We start from the raw sequence: 20,613 nt of genomic DNA, 5'->3' as shown, positions 1-20,613 counted from the left end.
CGATATGAGATTTTGGATAACAATATTTTTACTTAGCGCTATGGTTGTTTCGTGCGATTATTTTAGAGCACCAAAGAAACCAAAAGCCATTGCGCGTGTAGGTGAAAGTTATTTATTCCAAGATGATATTGTAGATTTAGTTCCAAAAGGAACTTCAAAAAAAGATAGTATTGCGATTGTAAAATCATTTATTGATAGATGGGCTACTCAGAAATTATTATTTGAAGCCGCAGAACGTAATATTGGAAAAGATAAAGTATCTGAATTTAGTGCATTAATAGATCAATATAAAGTTGATTTATATACAAAAGATTATATTGAAAGTTTGGTTATCAGACAAATAGATACGGTGGTTACTGAAACTCAAATTGAAGAATATTATACAAAAAACAAACAGTATTTTAAAAATTCTTCAGAGTTAGTAAAGCTTCGTTATATTAATTTAGTTAAAGAAAATCCAAAATTCGCAAAAATTAAATCAAAGTTTAGTTCCTTTACCAAAAAAGATAGAAAAGAGTTAGAACAGCTAGCAGTTCAATTCAAAAGTTATGCTTTTAATGATTCTATTTGGGTAGATATTAATCAGGTTTATGAAAAAATTCCGTTTATTAATTTAGAAAATAAACAAAAGTATATTTCAAGCGGAATGAATTTTCAATATCCAGATTCTACAACTGTTTGGTTAGTAAAGGTGAATAAAGTTTTGCCAAAAGATAGCCCAACACCTCTAGAGTTTTTAAAGCCTACAATAAAACAGATTATCATAAATAATAGAAAATTAGAATTAATAAATACAATAGAAAAAGAGATTACGAATGACGCCATCAAAGACAACAAATATGAGATTTATAAATAAAAAATTCCTTTTTTCACTTTTCATTTTAGTAACCACTACCGTTTTTGCTCAGACAAAAAGAGAAAAAGTGGACGGAGTAATTGGAGTTGTAGGAGATTATGTAGTATTAGATTCAGATATTGATTTAGAATTAATTCAATTAAGAGTACAAGGTATTGATACTAAAAATATTACACGTTGCGAATTATTTGGTAAACAATTAGAAGATAAACTGTATGCACATCACGCTATTCAAGATAGTATCGTAGTTACTGATGCTGAAGTAAACAGCTATATGAATGAACAGTTAGATGCTATGGTAGAGCAAGTGGGTTCATTAGATAAAGTAGTGAAATTCTACAAAAAGAAAAATTTAGATGAGTTTAAAGCTTATTTCTTTGAAATTATCAAAATGAATAAACTAACATCTCAGATGCAAAAGAAAATTGTAGATGATGTTACGATTACTCCTGAAGAAGTTAGAAATTTCTTTAAGGGAATCCCGACTGATGAAATCCCAACATTTGGAGCAGAAATGGAAGTAGCTCAAATCATTGTGAAGCCAGTTATTACAGAAGAAGAAAAGAAAAGAGTTATTGATAAACTGAATGAAATTCGTCAGGATGTATTAAATGGCTCTAGTTTTTATAGTAAAGCAGTTTTGTTTACAGAAGATGAAGCATCTGTTGGTTCTGGAGGATTTTACAAAATTAATCGTAAGACTGGTTTTGTTAAGGAATTTAAAGATGTGGCATTTAGTTTAGCAGAAGGAGAAATTTCTGAGCCATTTGAAACCGAATTTGGATATCATATTATTATGGTAGAAAAAATTAAAGGTCAAGAAGTAGAGTTACGACACATTTTAATGTCTCCTAAAGTTTCAACTCAAGCAATGAAGGATGCTAAAGCCAAAATTGAAGCTATACGAACAAAAGTATTAAACAAAGAAATTACTTTTGCTGATGCTGCTAAATCATCATCAGATGAAAAAGAAACAAAAAATAATGGTGGTGTATTATTAAATCCAAGAACAATGGAGCCACGTTTTGAATTGACTAAAATGGACCCGGCGTTATATGCGCAAGTATCTTCATTAAAAGATGGCGAAATATCACTTCCAATATTAGATGAAGCTAGAGGTGTTGGGAAGTTTTATAAAATCGTTACTGTAAATAATAGAACAGAAGAGCATACCGCTGATTTTGCAAAAGATTATTTGAAAATTAAAGAATTAGCACTTAGAGATAAGCAAATTAAAGAAATTGCTAAATGGAGCGAAGAAAAAATCAAAGAAACTTATATAAAGATTTCTGAAGATTATAAAGATTGCCAATTCACTAACAACTGGTTCAAAAAATAAATTAACTAACCCTTTGAATTTTCAGAGGGTTTTTTATTATTTTAGAGGTTTAATAATTAAGTTCAATTTTCCGAATTCTAAATTCTAAATTCAATATGTCAGACGTAGCAGCCATTCAGGAATTAGTTCAAAGACAAAAAGCATTAAAACAAGAAATTGCCAAAGTAATTGTAGGTCAGGATGAAGTAGTGCATCAAATTGTGATGAGTATTTTTTCTGGAGGTCACGCTTTACTTATTGGCGTACCTGGATTAGCTAAAACTTTAATGGTAAATACCATTTCGCAAGCTTTAGGGTTGAATTTTAAAAGAATTCAGTTCACACCCGATTTAATGCCTTCTGATATTTTAGGAAGTGAAATTTTAGATGAAAATCGTCATTTTAAGTTTATTAAAGGTCCGATTTTCTCTAATATTATCTTGGCTGACGAAATCAATAGAACGCCTCCTAAAACGCAAGCAGCATTGTTAGAAGCTATGCAAGAGCGTGCAGTAACCGTTTCTGGACATCATTATAAATTAGATTTACCATATTTCGTATTGGCGACTCAAAATCCAATTGAGCAAGAAGGAACGTATCCGTTACCAGAAGCACAATTAGACCGTTTTATGTTTGCTGTGAAATTAGATTATCCAAGTTTTCAAGAAGAAGTTGATGTGGTGAAAGCAACAACTTCCGATTTTAAACCTGTCGTAAATCCTTTATTTACGGCTCAGGAAATTATCGATTTCCAAAATGTAATTCGTAAAATTCCTGTGGCCGATAATGTAATTGAGTATGCAGTTTCGTTAGTAAGTAAAACGCGTCCAGATAATCCGTTATCAAATGAATTTGTAAAAACTTATATCGATTGGGGTGCAGGACCAAGAGCTTCACAAAACTTAATTTTAGCAGCAAAAACCAATGCCGCTTTTAATGGAAAGTTTTCTCCAGATATCGAAGATGTTCAAGCGGTTGCAACTGGAATTCTTCGTCACAGAATTGTAAAGAACTATAAAGCCGATGCCGAAGGAATTTCTGAGGATGATATCATTAAAAAGCTGTTTTAAACAGCTTTTTTTATTACTTTTATAAATCAATAAAGGAATTTGGGAGCTAATATAAAAGAAAGAATCTTCGGTTTAGACGCGCTAAGAGCTACTGCTATTTTAATGGTAGTGAGTTCACATGTTTTATGGATTTATCCCAAAAGCAACACCTTTATTCCAACATTATTCGAACTTTTTGGTTTTTGGGGCGTAGAACTTTTCTTTGTTTTAAGTGGTTTTTTGATTGGTTCAATTCTGTATAAAACATTTATCAAAGAAAATTTTACTTTAAAATCAGTTTTTCATTTCTTAAAAAGGCGCTGGTTTCGAACATTACCTAACTATTATTTGGTGTTGATTTTAAACATTTTGATTGCTTTTTTTCTTGGATTCTCGATTGAAAATATAGGAAGTTATTTTCTCTTTTTGCAAAATTTCGCATCAAAATCACCTGCTTTTTTTCCGGAATCTTGGAGTTTATCAATAGAAGAATATACATATTTGCTTTTGCCATTTTCATTGTTTTTTTTGGGATTGACAAAGGTGAAAAACAAGGCAAAATTATTTTTGTTGGTAATTGTAGCTTTGATTCTGGTTTTCTGGATGAATAAATTTTATTATCATTCCCAAAATAAAATTTCGAATTTGTCAGAATGGAATTTAAATTTAAAATCGGTTTTGATTTATAGAATTGATGCAATTTTAATTGGAGTTTTAGCCGCGTGGTTTTCTTTTAATTATACTAGTATTTGGAAACAATTTAAAGGTGTGTTTGCTTTGATAGGCTTTGGGATTTTGTTTTTTTTAATGTTTGGAATTATTCCATTGAATTTAACAATCGAACAAAATCCGTTTTTTTGGAATGTTTTGTATTTGCCAATTACTTCAATTGCTTTTGCATTTTTGTTGCCTTTCTTCTCTGAATGGAAAACATACGCAAATCCAGTTTTATATCCCGTTGAATTGATAAGTAAAATTTCATATTCTATTTATTTACTTCATTACAGTATTATACTGCAATTGTTAAAGGTTTTTATGGATACTACTCAAATGTCTATAACAGAACGTCACTTTTTTACTTTTATTTATCTAACCATAACTTTTTTATTGTCCTACATTTTGTACAGATTTTACGAAAAACCAATTATGAATTGGAGAGATAAGCAATAATTTAGCTCACCTATTTTGAGACTCTCATAAAATTGAATATTGTTTTTTGATAATTTAATAAAACTTTGATTTTAAATTACGAATTATTCAATATATTTTGATTTTAATCAGTTTTATTGAAAAATAAGCATTAAAATAGAATCTTTATAAATAATAATTCTTCTATTTAGGCTTTTTATTAAAAATTTTTAAATCTGATTAAGATTTATTAAATTTGTGCCACAAAAGAAAAATACAACAACCAATAATTAACCTATTTACAATATGGCATTAGCTACTGAGACGAATCTTTATAACGAATACATTAAAGAAATCGAAGAAAGAAAAGGTCAAGGATTACACCCAAAACCAATTGATAGAGCTGATTTGTTAAACGAAATCATTGCTCAAATTAAAGATACAAACAATGCAAACAGAGAAGATTGTTTGAAGTTTTTTATCTATAATACTTTACCAGGAACAACTCCTGCAGCTGGAGCTAAAGCAAAATTCTTAAAAGAAATTATTCTTGGTCAAGAAACTGTTGCTGAAATTACTCCTGCTTTTGCTTTCGAATTATTATCGCACATGAAAGGTGGACCTTCAATTGAGGTGCTATTGGATTTAGCTTTAGGAAATGATTCAAATATTGCAAAGCAAGCAGCGGATGTTTTAAAAACTCAAGTTTATCTTTACGATGCTGATATGGCTCGTATTAAAGAGGCTTTTGAAAAAGGAAATGCTGTTGCAAAAGAAATTTTAGAAAGCTATGCTAAAGCAGAATTCTTTACTAAACTTCCTGAAATAGCAGAAGAAATTAAAGTTGTAACATTCATTGCTGGTGAAGGTGATATTTCTACCGATTTATTATCTCCAGGAAATCAAGCGCACTCGCGTTCTGACCGTGAATTACACGGAAAATGTATGATTACGCCTCAAGCACAAGAAGAAATTAAAGCGTTGCAAGCGCAACATCCAGATAAATCGGTAATGTTAATTGCTGAAAAAGGAACAATGGGTGTAGGTTCTTCTCGTATGTCGGGTGTAAATAACGTTGCACTTTGGACAGGAAAACAAGCGAGTCCTTACGTACCATTTGTAAATTTTGCTCCAATCGTAGGTGGAACTAACGGAATTTCTCCAATTTTCTTAACTACTGTTGACGTAACTGGAGGTATTGGTTTAGACCTTAAAAACTGGGTAAAAAAGACAGACGCTAATGGAGAAGTAGTTCGTAATGAAAGTGGTGATCCAGTTTTAGAAGAAGTATATTCTGTAGCAACAGGAACAGTTCTTACCATCAATACAAAAACAAAAAAATTATACAACGGAGACAAAGAATTAATCGACATTTCTAAAGCATTCACGCCTCAGAAAATGGAATTCATCAAAGCAGGTGGATCTTATGCGATTGTTTTCGGTAAAAAAATTCAAACTTTCGCTGCTAAAACTCTTGGAATTGAAGCGCCACTAGTTTATGCACCTTCAAAAGAAGTTTCAGTTGAAGGACAAGGTTTAACAGCTGTTGAGAAAATCTTCAATAGAAATGCGGTAGGAACTATTTCTAAAAAAGCATTACACGCTGGTTCTGATGTTCGTGTAACAGTAAACATTGTAGGTTCTCAAGATACTACTGGTTTAATGACAGCTCAAGAATTAGAGTCTATGGCAGCTACTGTGATTTCTCCAATTGTTGACGGAGCTTATCAATCAGGTTGTCATACAGCTTCTGTTTGGGATAAAAAAGCGCAAGCTAATATTCCTAAATTAATGCAATTTATGAACGACTTCGGTTTAATCACAGCTCGTGATCCAAAAGGTGTTTATCATGCCATGACCGACGTAATTCACAAAGTATTAAATGATATTACGGTTGATGAATGGGCTATCATTATTGGTGGAGATTCTCATACAAGAATGTCTAAAGGAGTTGCTTTCGGTGCAGATTCAGGAACGGTTGCTCTTGCTTTAGCTACGGGTGAAGCTTCAATGCCAATTCCAGAATCAGTAAAAGTGACTTTCAAAGGGAATATGGCAAGTTATATGGATTTCCGTGATGTGGTTCATGCTACTCAAGCGCAAATGTTACATAAATTTGGTGGTGAAAACGTTTTCCAAGGAAGAATTATCGAGGTACATTTAGGAACATTAACAGCTGACCAAGCGTTTACCTTTACAGATTGGACTGCTGAAATGAAAGCAAAAGCTTCAATTTGTATTTCTGAAGATGAAACGTTAATCGAATCATTAGAAATTGCAAAAGGAAGAATCAAAATCATGATTGATAAAGGCATGGATAATAAAAACCGTGTACTTCAAGGATTAATTGACAAAGCAAACAAACGTATTGCTGAAATCAGATCAGGTGAAAAACCAGCTTTACGTCCAGATGCTAATGCAAAATACTACGCAGAAGTAGAAGTAGATTTGGATGTGATTAACGAACCAATGATTGCTGACCCAGATGTAAACAATAAAGACGTTTCTAAACGTTATACTCACGATACAATTCGTCCACTTTCTTTCTACGGAGGTGATAAAAAAGTAGATTTAGGATTCATCGGTTCTTGTATGGTGCACAAAGGCGATATGAAAATATTAGCTCAAATGCTTAAAAATATCGAGAGACAACAAGGTAAAGTGGAATTCAAAGCGCCTTTAGTAGTTGCTCCACCAACATACAACATTGTTGACGAATTAAAAGCAGAAGGTGATTGGGAAGTATTACAAAAATATTCAGGATTCGAATTTGATGATAATGCACCAAAAGGGGCTGCTCGTACAGAATATGAAAACATGTTGTACTTAGAGCGTCCAGGTTGTAATCTTTGTATGGGTAACCAAGAAAAAGCGTCTAAAGGAGATACAGTTATGGCAACATCAACTCGTTTGTTCCAAGGACGTGTTGTTGAAGATACAGAAACTAAAAAAGGAGAATCTTTATTATCATCAACTCCAGTTGTAGTTTTATCTACAATTTTAGGTAGAACACCTTCAATTGAAGAATACAAACTAGCGGTAGAAGGAATTAACTTAACTAAGTTTGCTCCATCTCACAAATTGTTGGTAGGATAATATAATCAATTATAATAATCAATTAAAAGTCTAAGTTCTGCTTAGGCTTTTTTTTGTTTTTTATCTGTCCATTTTTTCGTAAATTAGGAGGTTTAAAATAACATAACTAAATAAAATAATTATTATGGCATTCGATATTGAAATGATTGAAAAAATGTACGCCAACATGGCGGCTAGAGTGGATAAAGCTCGTGACATAGTTGGACGTCCATTAACGTTGTCTGAGAAAATTTTGTATTCGCATTTATGGGAAGGAATGCCAACTCAGACATTTACAAGAGGTAAAGATTATGTTGACTTCGCTCCAGATCGAGTAGCATGTCAAGATGCAACCGCTCAAATGGCTTTATTACAATTCATGCATGCCGGAAAAAAGACAGTTGCGGTTCCAACAACAGTTCACTGCGACCATTTAATTTTAGCAAAAAATGGTGCTAAAGAAGATTTAGCATTAGCAAATAAGCAATCCAAAGAAGTTTTTGATTTCCTTTCGTCAGTTTCAAACAAATACGGAATCGGATTTTGGAAACCAGGTTCTGGAATTATTCACCAAATCGTTTTAGAAAACTACGCTTTTCCTGGAGGTTTGATGATTGGAACCGATTCTCATACCGTAAATGCTGGTGGTTTAGGAATGTTAGCCATCGGTGTTGGTGGTGCTGATGCGGTAGACGTAATGTCGGGCATGTCTTGGGAATTAAAATTTCCAAAATTAATTGGAGTTAAATTAACGGGTAAATTATCTGGATGGACTGCTCCAAAAGACGTCATTTTAAAAGTAGCCGATATCTTAACCGTAAAAGGAGGAACGGGAGCTATTGTAGAATATTTTGGTGAAGGTGCAGAAGCTATGTCTTGTACTGGTAAAGGAACTATTTGTAACATGGGTGCCGAAATTGGAGCAACAACTTCAACTTTTGGTTACGATGATTCCATGCGAAGATATTTAGCTGCAACAGGTCGTCAAGATGTGGTAAATGCTGCCGATAAAGTAGCTTCTTACTTAACAGCTGATGCCGAAGTTTATGCCAATCCAGAAAACTATTTCGATCAATTAATTGAAATTAACTTATCAGAATTAGAGCCACACATTAACGGACCATTTACACCAGATAGAGGAACGCCAGTTTCTAAAATGAAAGAAGAAGCTACAGCAAACGGATGGCCATTAAAAGTAGAATGGGGATTAATCGGTTCTTGTACCAACTCTTCTTACGAAGATATGGCGCGTGCTGCCTCTATTGTTAGACAAGCGGTAGAACACGGAATCACTCCAAAAGCTGAATTTGGAATCAATCCAGGTTCAGAGCAAATTCGTTATACGATTGAAAGAGATGGAATTATTGCTGATTTCGAAAAAATGGGAACTAAAGTATTTACCAATGCTTGCGGACCATGTATTGGACAATGGGATAGAGAAGGAGCAGATAAACAAGAAAAAAATACCATCGTTCACTCGTTTAACAGAAACTTCTCAAAACGTGCTGATGGAAATCCAAATACACACGCTTTCGTAACATCGCCAGAAATGGTAGCTGCTTTAGCAATTTCAGGACGATTAGATTTTAATCCGTTAACAGATACTTTATTGAATGATAAAGGGGAAGCAGTTAAATTGACTGCTCCATTTGGTGATGAATTGCCAAAAAGAGGTTTTGATGTGGAAGATGCAGGTTTTCAAGCACCAGCTGAAGACGGTTCGTCTGTTCAAGTTGCCGTTTCTCCAACTTCAGACCGATTACAGTTATTAGCGCCATTTGAGGCTTGGGATGGTAAAAATTATTCAGGAGCTAAATTGCTAATCAAAGCTTTTGGAAAATGTACTACCGACCATATTTCGATGGCTGGACCTTGGTTGCGTTTCCGTGGACATTTAGATAATATTTCAAATAATATGTTAATTGGAGCCGAAAATGCATTCAATGGTAAAGCAAATTCCGTTAAAAATCAATTGACAGGGGCTTATGATGCAGTTCCGGCTGTTCAAAGAGCTTATAAAGCAGCGGGAGTTCCTTCCATTGTTGTTGGCGACCATAATTATGGAGAAGGTTCTTCTCGTGAGCATGCCGCTATGGAGCCTCGTTTCTTGGGAGTAAAAGCGGTTTTAGTAAAATCGTTCGCTCGTATCCACGAAACAAATTTGAAAAAACAAGGAATGTTAGCTTTAACCTTTGCTAACGAATCTGATTATGATAAAATTCTAGAAGATGATACCATCAACTTCTTGGACTTAATTGAATTTGCGCCAGGAAAACCATTAACATTAGAATTTGTTCACGCTGATGGAACAAAAGATATAATTTCAGCAAATCATACCTACAACGATAGTCAAATTGGATGGTTTGTGGCTGGTTCTGCTTTAAACTTGATTGCAGCTGGTAAAGCGTAATTTAAAGTATATAAAGACAAAAAGGGATAGAATTAATTCTATCCCTTTTTTATGTATTAAAAACTAATGTTTATTTTTCCTTTTTGTACAAAGTAGCGTTATTAATAAATTTATTAATTTGAATTTTTGACTCTCCTAATAATTCAATTTCGGTTTTCCCTGAAGCTGCTAATGTAAGCGTGTTGGTTATGTTTATAAAACACTTTGCATAACTTTCTGAGGTTAAGTCTAATGTTGCAATAACTAATTTTTTTGCAGTTAAATTAGCGTAATTATCTAATCTCATTTTAGCATTGTTTACATTTCCTTCAATTTCTGCTTGACTTTTTTGGTACATGTCTAATTTTAGTTCAGGAGAAGTTATTAGTGCTTTTAATTCTGCATTTTTACTTAATTCTAATGATGTGTTTTCGGCTTTAATATTAATTTCAGCTTCCGCTTTATCATTTAATACCAAAGCAAAATAACTAGCTTTTACATTTAAGAATGCTCTTGAATTATCGTAGTTTTTTATGGTAATATTTTCTAATTCTAAATCAGCTAATGCATGAATTGAACTTTCGTTTTTTGCAGTGATTAATTTCAAATCGTCAGTATAGTTAATTCGTAAAGCGAATTTTTTTGCTCCAATTGCTTCTCTTAAAGAAGAAACTCTTAAAGTACCACCTGCTACTTCATAGTTAATGATTTCATGAAGATTATCATCGGCTTCAATTTCTAATGAAGCTTTTTCTCCTTTTACAAGAAAAACTTCGAAATTATCGTTAATCTCAATGTTTTCAAAAGTTGGGATTTCTTTAACCGAAACGGTTACGATTTTAGAACCTTTAATTTTCTCTTTTTTTTGAGCTACAACAAATGTAGTAAGAAATAAAAGTGTAAATAGAAACGATATTTTTTTTGTCATTTTTTATGATAATTTGATATCACAAACATACACAAAATTTATTCCAATTTTATTGTTTTAGGTTCTTGGTATTAAAATTTAATTCCGATTGAAAGTTTTAAAACAATAAAAAAAGCATCAGTTAAACACCGATGCTTTTATAACTTATATAATGGAATCTATTAAATTTACTATGAAAGTAAAAATAAATTCTACGACTTGAATTATCAACTTAATCATGAGAGTGAAATTTATGGTTGAAATTATTGATGTAAAATTATAAAATGCTTAAAATAAAGCTGTTAATTATATACTAATTATTTGTTAAATCAATTAGTTTTTTGATACGCTTCCACCAGAAGACTCTTCTTTAACTACCTTTTTAGGGTCTTTTACATATTCGATTGAACTTCCACTAGATGCTTTTGCATTTAACAATACAATTGGATTTACAGTAGTATTGCTTCCGCTTGTAGATTGTGCTGTAATTTCATTAGCTGCTAAGTCTTGAGCGTCAATTTCACTTCCACTAGACGAACTTGTTTCTAATACTAAAGCTTTACCATTTACTTTTATTTCGCTACCACTTGAAGATTCACAACTTACTTTTTCGTATTCTAAATCGGTATTAATTGTGCTTCCGCTACTTGATTTTACTGTTAAATCAGTTCCTCTTAAAGTGCTTTTTGAACGAATAGTTGCACCACTAGAAGATTCTAACCCTTCGATAGTTTTTGTTCTTACACGAACAATTGCACTTTCCATTGTATTAATATTTCCTTCAATTTTTACAATTAAAGTTCCATTTTCAACTCTTGTTACAATATGTTCCATCAAGTTGTCATCAACTTCCACTTCTACTTCTGTAGCTGCGCCTTGTTCTACAATTACTTCAACACCTGTACTGGCATCAATTTTAGTAAAAGGAGCGTCGATAGTCCTTTTTTCGGTTAATACGTTTCCGCTTCCATCAATACCATCTCCTAAATTTAAATTAGCATTGCACGATGCAAGACTAAGTGTTAGTAAAAGAGCAACTAATTTTAAAGTCGTTTTCATATTATTTGATTTTAATTAAATCTATTTCTTTTGTTCTTTGACTTCCTTGTAAATCTTTTTTTCTACTTCGTCAGCTTCAATAATATATTCTTCTTTTTTTGTAACTAATCCATCTTCTTCAGTATTTACAACTTTTTTTACCAGAACACCATTTTCATCATAATAGATTGAAGCAGAATTGTCACCAATTCCAACATTTATACTTAAGCTATCGTCAATTTCTTCCGCTAAACAATTTAAGCATCTTACTTTATCGGCATCCACTCTATAAACTGGATTTTTTGTATCATATTCGTTTTCATCGAAAAATCCGTAATCACTTCTGTCAAAGTTGCTAAAACTTTCATCAGTTTGGAAGATAGTTCCTTTTGGTAAATAAAGATAAATTTCTACTTCCTGACCTCTGAATTTATTTTCAACAGCTGTCAATAAATAATTGTCTAAAATGATGGTGTTGCCTTCAATTTTATATTCATATTTAATTTTTTCAGCTCTCTTTTTTGCTTGAGAAGTTGATTTTCCATTAGCTAATTTCTCAATTAACATATAAGGAGCTGCTGCATCTGTTTCTTTGATTTCAATGCTCACATTGTTAGAATAAATGATTTCGTTATCACCTTCATCTTGTGTTATTTTAAAATCATGATTTCTGTAAATGCTTTTCGAATAAAAATCATTGTTTTTGAATTTGATTTTTAACGTATCTGATGGTGCAATCGCAATCACTTCTTTTTGAACTGATTTTCCTTCAAACGCTAATTGAGACGCTTCGTTGATTCCTAATGTTATTAAGATTCCTACTGCAATAATCCAAACCGCTAACAAACTATATTTCACATAATTCCCTATTGATCTTAAGTTGTTGACCATTAATTTTAATCCTAAAATGAATAAGAAAAACAACGGAATTCCAACACTTAGTAATAATAGTATTCCTTGTACCCACAATGGTGTTTCTAAGCCTATTGGAGTATTAATGTTGTTTAAAATATAATTCTCAGGCATAGTAGATGAAAATATCAAAATAATACTAGTTACTATGATGGCTAGTAAAGCAATTGCAGAGAAAAATAAGATAAATGAACCTATTATTTTTGCAAAAACTTTGAATATCGTGGTAATAACTTCTTCTATTGAAGAACCAATTCTAGAAGCTCCAGATTTGGCAGTATTGGTGATTTTTTCATGGTCGATACTACTTATTTTCGTAGTAATATCATCAAAACCTTCCTTTACTTTTTTTTCAATATTAGAAATAGTTATGGGTTGACCTTTCATTTCTAATTTCTGTGTTGTGGTAATCGCTTCAGGAACTAAAATCCATAATACGATATACACAAATAAACCAGTTCCAAATCCAAAGAATAATATCACCATTATGATTCTTAACCATAACGAATCAATTCCTAAATAATGACCTAATCCTGCCATTACTCCACCAATCATTCCATTTTCTTTGTCTCTATACAATCTTTTTGACGGATAATAGAAATTAGTTGTAGAACCGCTAGATTGGTATGATGCTTTTTCATCATCAATTTTATAATCTTCTGGTTGCCCCATGATTGAAATCACTTCTTCGATTTCGCTCATGCCTACAACTTGTTTGTCGTTTTTTATGCGCTCTTGAAAAAGTTCGGCAATGCGACTTTCTATATCTTTCATGATTTCGTCTCTTCCATCAGGCGAAAGTGAACGCTTCACCGCATCAAAATAACGCGATAATTTTTGATAGGCATCTTCGTCAATGTGAAAGAAAAAACCTCCTAAATTTATACTTATTGTTTTGTTCATGACCTTTAGTTTTGACTTGTTATTATGTTTACTGCATCTGATAATTCTTTCCAGGTGCCATTTAATTCTTGTAAAAATTCTTTCCCTTCATCGGTTAAACCGTAGTATTTTCTTGGCGGTCCCGAAGTGGATTCTTCCCAACGATAATTTAATAATCCATCGTTTTTTAGCCTTGTTAGTAGTGGGTAAACGGTGCCTTCCACAACTAGTAATTTAGCATTTTTTAGCGTGTCTAGTATTTCGGAAGTGTATGCATCTTTCTCTTTTAAGACCGATAAGATACAGAATTCCAAAACGCCTTTTCGCATTTGCGCTTTAGTGTTTTCAATGTTCATAATTCCTTTTGTTTTTTTTCAATCTGAATTTAATATCAGATGTAATTAGACTGTTCATTTTTTGATTTTTTTTGCTTTCGCAATGATTGATTTGATGATTGAAATAGATTACCTATTATTTTCTTATACAAAGATAAGTCTAAAAGAAGGTATTATGTTACGCATAGTACTAATATTTAACAAAAAATTAACAAATAAAAAAATAGTAGGAATGCATAGTATTTTTTGTATTTTTACAAAATAAATCAATGAATTATGGAGTTTACACCTGCAAAACTAAATCTATTTACCTTTTTTAAACTGCCTTCCGCTTTTTGGAGTGGGGTAAGAGTAAAATCAATTTCACCAGAAGTTTGTGAGGTTACAGTAAAACATCGTTGGTTCAACCAGAATCCGTTTAATTCCATGTATTTTGCTGTGCAAGCTATGGCAGCCGAGTTTACAACGGGAGCTTTGGTAATGTATCAGATAAAAGAAAGCAAGAAAAACATCTCAATGTTAGTAGCTCAAAATAAAAGTGTATTCACAAAAAAAGCTACAGGAAGAATTACATTTACTTGTGAACAAGGAAATGCTATTAAAGAAACCATTCAAAAAGCAGTGGATACTAATGAAGGACAAACTATTTGGTTAACTTCAATTGGAAAAAACGAAAAAGGAGAACAAGTTTCTGAAATGCAATTTGAATGGACAATTAAAGTTAGATAAGTTTAAAGTTTCAAATCCAACTTGTAACTCATAACTTCAAACTAATCCTAAACATAAGTTAATTTACTTTCATTCTTTATTTATTGATAGTAAATTTGAGAAAAAGGAAAAAGAAAATGACAGTTTTAATTACAGGAGCTACAGGGTTGGTTGGGCAAGAATTGGTGAATTTGATGCTGCAAAACGGTCACAATGTTCATTATTTGTCAACATCAAAAAGTAAATTAGTTACCAATACTAATTACAAAGGTTTTTATTGGAATCCTAAAAACGCTGAAATTGATACAAATGCCTTAACAGACGTTGAAGTTATCATTCATTTAGCTGGAGCTAATGTGGCAAAAAAATGGACCACAGCTTATAAGGAAGAAATTATTGAAAGCCGTGTACTTTCAACTCAATTGTTATTTAAAACACTTCAAAAGAATTCCCATCAAGTAAAACAAATCATTTCGGCTTCAGCTGTTGGAATTTATCCAGATAGTTTAACCGATATATACCATGAAACCGATTTAGATATTGATGTTTCCTTCCTTGGTAATGTTGTAAAACAATGGGAAAACGAAGTCAGTCAGTTTGAAAAATTAGAAATAATCGTTTCTAAAATTAGAATCGGTATTGTACTTGCTAAAAACGGTGGTGCTTTGCAAGAAATGGCAAAACCGATTAAATATGGTGTAGGAGCAGCGTTTGGTTCAGGAGAACAATACCAATCTTGGATTCATGTTCAAGATTTAGTAGCCATTTTCCAATTTGTTATGGAAAATAGATTACCTGGTATTTATAATGGAGTAGCTCCTTATCCGGTTACCAATTCTGAATTAACAAAAGCTATTGCAAAAACACTTGGGAAACCTTTGTTTTTACCTAATATTCCAAAATTTGTAATGAAACTTATTCTTGGCGAAATGCATCAAATCTTATTTTCGAGTCAACATGTAAGTTGTCGTAAGCTTTTAGATGAAAATTTCCAATTCAAGTTTGCCTCTTTAGATAAAGCTTTGAATGATTTATTGAAATAAAAAAACCGCCAATTGGCGGTTTTCGTTTTTATTGTTTTGTTGCTTTTAATTTTACAACCAATTCAATTTCATCGTTTACAAACTTATCTTTTAAATCATCAAAGATTGATTTTGAAGCGTAGTTAACATTCCATTGAGTTCTGTTAATTTGGAAAGAATCAGAAGTTAAAGTCATATTGTTTCCTTCATACGCAACAGTTGCAGGAAATGTTACAGGTTTTGTAACTCCTTTTAAAGTTAAATTTCCGTTTACAGTAGCTTTTCCATTTTCAGAAGTGATAGAAGTAATTTCAAACATTCCTTCTGGAAATTTACCTACGTTAAAGAAATGATCTTCTCCTTCTTTATCGCCGGTTCCTTTTAAGTGTGCTTCTAAATCTTCTTTTCCGTCACCTGCTTTCAAATCGGTAACTACAATTGAATTCATATCGATTACAAATTTCCCACTTTGAATACTATCATTCTTAACGGCAACTTCACCTGATTTTAAATTAATAGTTCCGTTGTGTTTTCCAGCTGGTTTAGAACCAATCCATTCAATTGCTGATGCTTTTGTATCAACCACATAAGTTGTACTTTCGGCAGTTGCAGTTGCTACTTCGCCAGCTTCACCATTTTCTTTTTCTCCTTTACAAGCTACATTCATAGAAATGGTAGCCAAAACAAATAAACTTAAGATGATTTTTTTCATGTTTTAATTTTTTTTTAGTTCTCACAAACTTAATAAATCGAATTTTTAAATTGTCTTAAAAGCTTGCTAAAATTTTAATTCAAATAAATTTGGCTGACAATTTGACATTTTTAAACATTTGGCAATACATTTGCAATCCCATTTACTAAAGTAAAAATGTTTAAAAAAATATTCAAAAATATGAATCAAGAAAGTACTGAAAACATCGAAAAGGAGAACATTAATGAAGAAAATGTTTCAGAAAATCAAGGAATTCCAACACCAGATTTGTCGGTAGAAGAACAATTGCAAGAAGAATTAAGTAACGAAAAAGATAAATTTCTACGTCTTTTTGCTGAATTTGAAAATTATAAAAGAAGAACTGCCAAAGAACGCATCGATTTGTTTAAAACAGCAAATCAAGAAGTTTTACAAGCTATGTTGCCGGTTTTAGACGATTTTGACAGAGCTTGGGCTCAAGTTTCTAAGTCTGATGATGAAGCATTAGTTACAGGTGTGCAATTGATTCATGATAAATTGAGAAGTACTTTAGTTTCTAAAGGTTTGGAAGAAGTAGAAGTTAGAGCAGGAGACGCTTTTAATGCCGATTTTGCTGAAGCTATTACTCAAATTCCAGCACCAAATGACAAATTAAAAGGTAAAATTGTTGACGTAATTGAAAAAGGTTACAAATTAGGAGACAAAATTATTCGTTTCCCAAAGGTTGTAATCGGACAATAATTTTTACCGTAGAGACAAGTCATAACTTGTCTTTTTCTACATATTATAATACAAGATGTAATGAAAAAAGATTTTTACGAAATATTAGGCATTTCAAAAAATGCTACACCAGAAGAAATTAAGAAAGCGTATCGTAAGAAAGCAATCGAGTTTCACCCTGACAAAAATCCAGGCAATAAAGAAGCGGAAGAAAAATTCAAAGAAGCTGCTGAAGCTTATGAAGTTTTAAGCGATGCCAACAAAAAAGCTAAATACGATCAATATGGTCACCAAGCTTTTGATGGTGGTGGATTTGGCGGTGGTCAACACATGAACATGGATGATATTTTCAGTCAATTTGGAGATATTTTTGGTGGCGCTTTTGGCGGTGGCGGATTTTCAGGATTTGGCGGTGGCGGAGGCCAACGTAGAGTAAAAGGAAGCAATCTTCGCATCAAAGTGAAATTAACTTTGGAAGAAATTGCTAATGGAGTTGAAAAGAAAGTCAAAGTAAAACGTAAAGTTCAGGCTAAAGGAGTAACTTATAGAACTTGTCCTACTTGTAATGGTTCTGGACAAATAATGAAAATTGCTAACACTATTTTAGGTAGAATGCAAACTGCAACTACTTGTCATATTTGTAGTGGTTCGGGTCAAATTTTAGACCAAAAACCAGCTGGTGCAGATGCGCAAGGAATGTTGTTAGAAGAAGATACCGTTTCAATCAAAATTCCGGCAGGAGTAGTTGATGGAATGCAATTAAAAGTTGCCGGAAAAGGTAACGAAGCGCCAGGAACGAATAGTATTCCAGGTGATTTAATTGTTGCCATTGAAGAAGTGGAACACGAATTCTTAAAACGCGAAGGCGAAAACTTACATTACGATTTGTACATTAGTTTTGCTGAAGCTGCTTTAGGAGTTTCTAAAGAAATTGATACCGTTTCTGGAAAAGTTCGTATCAAGTTGGAAGAAGGAATTCAATCGGGTAAAATATTGAGATTAAAAGGTAAAGGTGTTCCAAGTATAAATGCTTATGGGAACGGTGACTTGCTAGTTCATGTAAACGTTTGGACACCAAAAACATTAAACAAAGAACAAAAGCAATTTTTTGAGAAAATGCTTACAGATGAAAACTTTATTCCGAAACCAGAGAAATCAGATAAATCTTTTTTCGAAAAAGTTAAAGATATGTTTTCATAATTAAATATTATTTAATACATTTGAAACTCACTTTCTTAGGAGAGTGAGTTTTTCTTTTTCATAGCAATTTTTCCCATCCTTTAGCAATAAAGGGTGGGTTTTTTTTGTAACAATTTCCTCTTTTTGCTACTAATAAATAAACAAAATCAACTCAATTTATGAGCAATATTCTCGAAGTACAAAACGTAGTAAAACAATATGGCGATTATACCGCTCTAAACAATGTTTCGCTACAAGTTCCTAAAGGAAGTATCTACGGACTTTTAGGTCCAAATGGTGCCGGAAAAACATCGCTTATTCGTATCATTAATCAAATTACCATGCCAGATAGCGGTGTGGTGCTTTTAGATGGCGAAAAGTTAAAGCCAGAACATGTACAATATATTGGTTATATGCCCGAAGAACGCGGTTTGTACAAAACCATGAAAGTAGGCGAGCAGTGTTTGTATTTGGCTCAACTAAAAGGAATGCCAGAAGCTGAGGCTAAAAAACAATTGAAGTACTGGTTTGAAAAATTAGAAATTCAAGGTTGGTGGGACAAGAAAATTCAGGAACTTTCGAAAGGAATGGCGCAAAAGATTCAGTTTGTGGTTACTGTATTGCATAATCCGAAATTGTTGATTTTAGACGAACCATTTTCTGGTTTCGACCCAGTTAATGCGAATTTGATCAAAGATGAAATCATCGAATTAAATAAAAAAGGAACTTCAGTAATTTTTTCTACACACCGAATGGAATCTGTAGAAGAGATGTGCGATTACATTGCGTTGATTCACAAATCGAATAAATTAATCGAAGGGAAGTTGGAAGATGTAAAACGCCAACATCGTACGAATACGTTCCAAGTGGGAATCGTTACTAATAATATTGAAGGGTTAATGTTGCAACTAACACATAAATTCACTTTAAATCAAACCAATTTCAAATCGCTAAACGATGATTTAAAATTAGAAGTGCATTTAGGTCAGTACAATTCAAACGAATTACTTTCAATCCTAACGCAATTTGGTCAAGTGACACATTTTGTTGAGAAAATTCCAAGTGTAAACGATATATTCATTCAAACCGTTAGTCAATAATTATGAGCGTATTATCTTTAATTATCAAAAGAGAATTTATTGCAAAAGTGCGCAATAAATCATTTATCGTAATGACTTTTTTAGGTCCGTTATTGATTGTGGGAATGACCTTTTTTATTGCTTATTTATCAAGTGTAAACAAAGGCGAAGTAAAAACAATTGGAGTTCATGATAGAGCTAGTGTGTTTGTAAACGATTTTAAAGATTCAGAAGATATTAAATATGTGAATCTTTCGAGTTTGTCTTACGACAAGGCAAAAGATTCTTCAAGCAATGCATTTGAAGGATTAATTTATGTTCCAGAAGTGAAAAATATTGAAGAATTAGCCACTAAAACCACTTATATTTCGGATGATAGTCCAAAAATGGATTTCTTAATGGCTTTGCAAAGAACTATTGATGCCAAGTTAAATAAAGAAAATTTAGAAAAATTGGGATTCAATTCTGATACAATTGAAAAAGCTAAAATCAAATCAGAAGTTCAATTTGCAAAATTTTCAGGTGAAGATGGATTAAAATTCTTAAACGAAATTAAAATTGCAATTGGTTTCGCTTTCGGATATTTAATCATGATGTTCATCATTATCTACGGAAATATGGTAATGCGAAGTGTAATTGAAGAAAAAACGAATCGTATTATCGAAATTATCATTTCTTCGGTAAAACCCTTCAAATTAATGATGGGTAAAATCATTGGAACATCATTAGCAGGAATTTTGCAATTTTTAATTTGGATTGTACTTGGAGGTGCTATCATGATTGGAGCTTCTTTCTTTATGGGAGGCAATCAAGAAGCCATAGCAACATCTCAAATTACGGCCGAACAAGCAGAAGTAGCAACGAATTTCATGGATCAAATTCATTTGTATATGAATGAAATCCCAGTGGCTTCAATTTTAATTTCATTTGTAGTTTTCTTCATTGGAGGTTACTTTTTATATAGTTCATTTTATGCCGCTATTGGTGCTGCAGTAGATTCTGAAACCGATTCGCAGCAGTTTTTAATGCCTATCATTATGCCTTTAATGTTAGCGGTGTATGTTGGGTTTTTAACAGTTATGAATGATCCTCACGGAACAGTTGCAGTTGTCTTCTCTTTAATTCCATTAACCTCGCCAATTGTGATGCTAATGCGTATTCCTTTTGGAGTGCCATTATGGCAATTAGCACTTTCTGTAGTTTTATTGTACGGAACGTTTATCTTTGTAGTCTGGTTTGCGGCAAAAATCTACCGAGTAGGTATTTTAATGTACGGAAAAAAACCAACTTGGAAAGAATTATATAAATGGTTGAAATATTAAAGC

17 protein-coding genes are annotated in these 20,613 nt (G+C 32.4%); 12 read left to right on the top strand and 5 right to left on the bottom strand.

What is annotated here, in order from left to right; translation table 11 throughout:
* Window positions 1–4 precede the first annotated feature (4 nt).
* The 6 genes from OJ995_RS06000 (at window position 5) to OJ995_RS05975 (ending at window position 9,836) form a co-directional block, all read left to right on the top strand.
* Entirely contained in the window at window positions 5–856 is an 852-nt protein-coding gene (locus OJ995_RS06000) for a hypothetical protein (RefSeq protein WP_264368606.1), read from the top strand.
* Entirely contained in the window at window positions 840–2,195 is a 1,356-nt protein-coding gene (locus OJ995_RS05995) for a peptidylprolyl isomerase (protein ID WP_264368605.1), read from the top strand. The genes OJ995_RS06000 and OJ995_RS05995 overlap by 17 nt, the downstream gene beginning before the upstream one ends.
* Before the next feature lie 95 nt (window positions 2,196–2,290).
* Window positions 2,291–3,244 carry an AAA family ATPase gene (locus tag OJ995_RS05990; protein WP_264368604.1) on the top strand — a complete coding sequence of 318 codons (954 nt, stop codon included), beginning with the start codon at window positions 2,291–2,293 and terminating at the stop codon, window positions 3,242–3,244.
* Window positions 3,245–3,283: 39 nt separating this feature from the next.
* Window positions 3,284–4,393: an acyltransferase family protein gene (locus tag OJ995_RS05985; protein WP_264368603.1), complete on the top strand. Its 1,110-nt coding sequence runs from the start codon at window positions 3,284–3,286 to the stop codon at window positions 4,391–4,393.
* Between the two features lie 264 nt (window positions 4,394–4,657).
* Complete coding sequence (locus tag OJ995_RS05980; protein WP_264368602.1) at window positions 4,658–7,447, top strand: bifunctional aconitate hydratase 2/2-methylisocitrate dehydratase; 2,790 nt, start codon at window positions 4,658–4,660, stop codon at window positions 7,445–7,447.
* A gap of 124 nt (window positions 7,448–7,571) precedes the next feature.
* Window positions 7,572–9,836, top strand: a complete 2,265-nt coding sequence (locus tag OJ995_RS05975) for an aconitate hydratase (protein ID WP_264368601.1) — start codon at window positions 7,572–7,574, stop codon at window positions 9,834–9,836.
* 70 nt (window positions 9,837–9,906) lie between these two features.
* On the opposite strand, the gene OJ995_RS05970 is transcribed toward OJ995_RS05975, so the two are convergent.
* From OJ995_RS05970 to OJ995_RS05955, 4 genes are all read right to left on the bottom strand, one after another.
* Window positions 9,907–10,743 carry a DUF2807 domain-containing protein gene (locus OJ995_RS05970; RefSeq protein WP_264368600.1) on the bottom strand — a complete coding sequence of 279 codons (837 nt, stop codon included), beginning with the start codon at window positions 10,741–10,743 and terminating at the stop codon, window positions 9,907–9,909.
* Window positions 10,744–11,055: 312 nt separating this feature from the next.
* Window positions 11,056–11,781 carry a head GIN domain-containing protein gene (locus tag OJ995_RS05965; RefSeq protein ID WP_264368599.1) on the bottom strand — a complete coding sequence of 242 codons (726 nt, stop codon included), beginning with the start codon at window positions 11,779–11,781 and terminating at the stop codon, window positions 11,056–11,058.
* A gap of 21 nt (window positions 11,782–11,802) precedes the next feature.
* Window positions 11,803–13,575 (bottom strand): PspC domain-containing protein, encoded by a 1,773-nt coding sequence (locus tag OJ995_RS05960; RefSeq protein ID WP_264368598.1) that lies wholly within the window; start codon window positions 13,573–13,575, stop codon window positions 11,803–11,805.
* Window positions 13,576–13,580: 5 nt separating this feature from the next.
* Entirely contained in the window at window positions 13,581–13,910 is a 330-nt protein-coding gene (locus OJ995_RS05955; RefSeq protein ID WP_026724567.1) for a PadR family transcriptional regulator, read from the bottom strand.
* Window positions 13,911–14,165: 255 nt separating this feature from the next.
* On the opposite strand from OJ995_RS05955, the gene OJ995_RS05950 reads away from it, so the two are divergent.
* Window positions 14,166–14,618, top strand: a complete 453-nt coding sequence (locus OJ995_RS05950) for a DUF4442 domain-containing protein (protein WP_264368597.1) — start codon at window positions 14,166–14,168, stop codon at window positions 14,616–14,618.
* A 116-nt stretch (window positions 14,619–14,734) separates the two neighbouring features.
* A complete protein-coding gene (locus OJ995_RS05945) occupies window positions 14,735–15,640 on the top strand; it encodes a TIGR01777 family oxidoreductase (protein WP_264368596.1) in 906 nt (301 codons plus the stop codon).
* Window positions 15,641–15,668: 28 nt separating this feature from the next.
* Here the strand turns inward: OJ995_RS05945 and OJ995_RS05940 are convergent, their stop codons facing one another.
* Window positions 15,669–16,331, bottom strand: a complete 663-nt coding sequence (locus OJ995_RS05940) for a YceI family protein (RefSeq protein ID WP_264368595.1) — start codon at window positions 16,329–16,331, stop codon at window positions 15,669–15,671.
* Window positions 16,332–16,487: 156 nt separating this feature from the next.
* Between OJ995_RS05940 and OJ995_RS05935 the strand changes: the two genes are divergently transcribed.
* From OJ995_RS05935 to OJ995_RS05920, 4 genes are all read left to right on the top strand, one after another.
* Window positions 16,488–17,051, top strand: a complete 564-nt coding sequence (locus OJ995_RS05935; RefSeq protein WP_153200891.1) for a nucleotide exchange factor GrpE — start codon at window positions 16,488–16,490, stop codon at window positions 17,049–17,051.
* A 60-nt stretch (window positions 17,052–17,111) separates the two neighbouring features.
* On the top strand, window positions 17,112–18,230 hold the full coding sequence (gene dnaJ / locus OJ995_RS05930) for a molecular chaperone DnaJ (protein ID WP_153200892.1): 1,119 nt from the start codon (window positions 17,112–17,114) through the stop codon (window positions 18,228–18,230).
* Between the two features lie 158 nt (window positions 18,231–18,388).
* Window positions 18,389–19,309, top strand: a complete 921-nt coding sequence (locus OJ995_RS05925) for an ABC transporter ATP-binding protein (RefSeq protein WP_264368594.1) — start codon at window positions 18,389–18,391, stop codon at window positions 19,307–19,309.
* A 2-nt stretch (window positions 19,310–19,311) separates the two neighbouring features.
* The gene (locus tag OJ995_RS05920) at window positions 19,312–20,610 is read left to right on the top strand and encodes an ABC transporter permease (RefSeq protein WP_264368593.1); all 1,299 of its coding nucleotides are present in this window, start codon (window positions 19,312–19,314) and stop codon (window positions 20,608–20,610) included.
* Window positions 20,611–20,613: the final 3 nt, after the last annotated feature.

This window comes from Flavobacterium lacisediminis (assembly GCF_025909975.1).
Taxonomy (GTDB): domain Bacteria; phylum Bacteroidota; class Bacteroidia; order Flavobacteriales; family Flavobacteriaceae; genus Flavobacterium; species Flavobacterium lacisediminis.
Note: the sequence above shows the minus strand (reverse complement) of the source record. Positions and strands in the feature narration are given on the sequence as shown.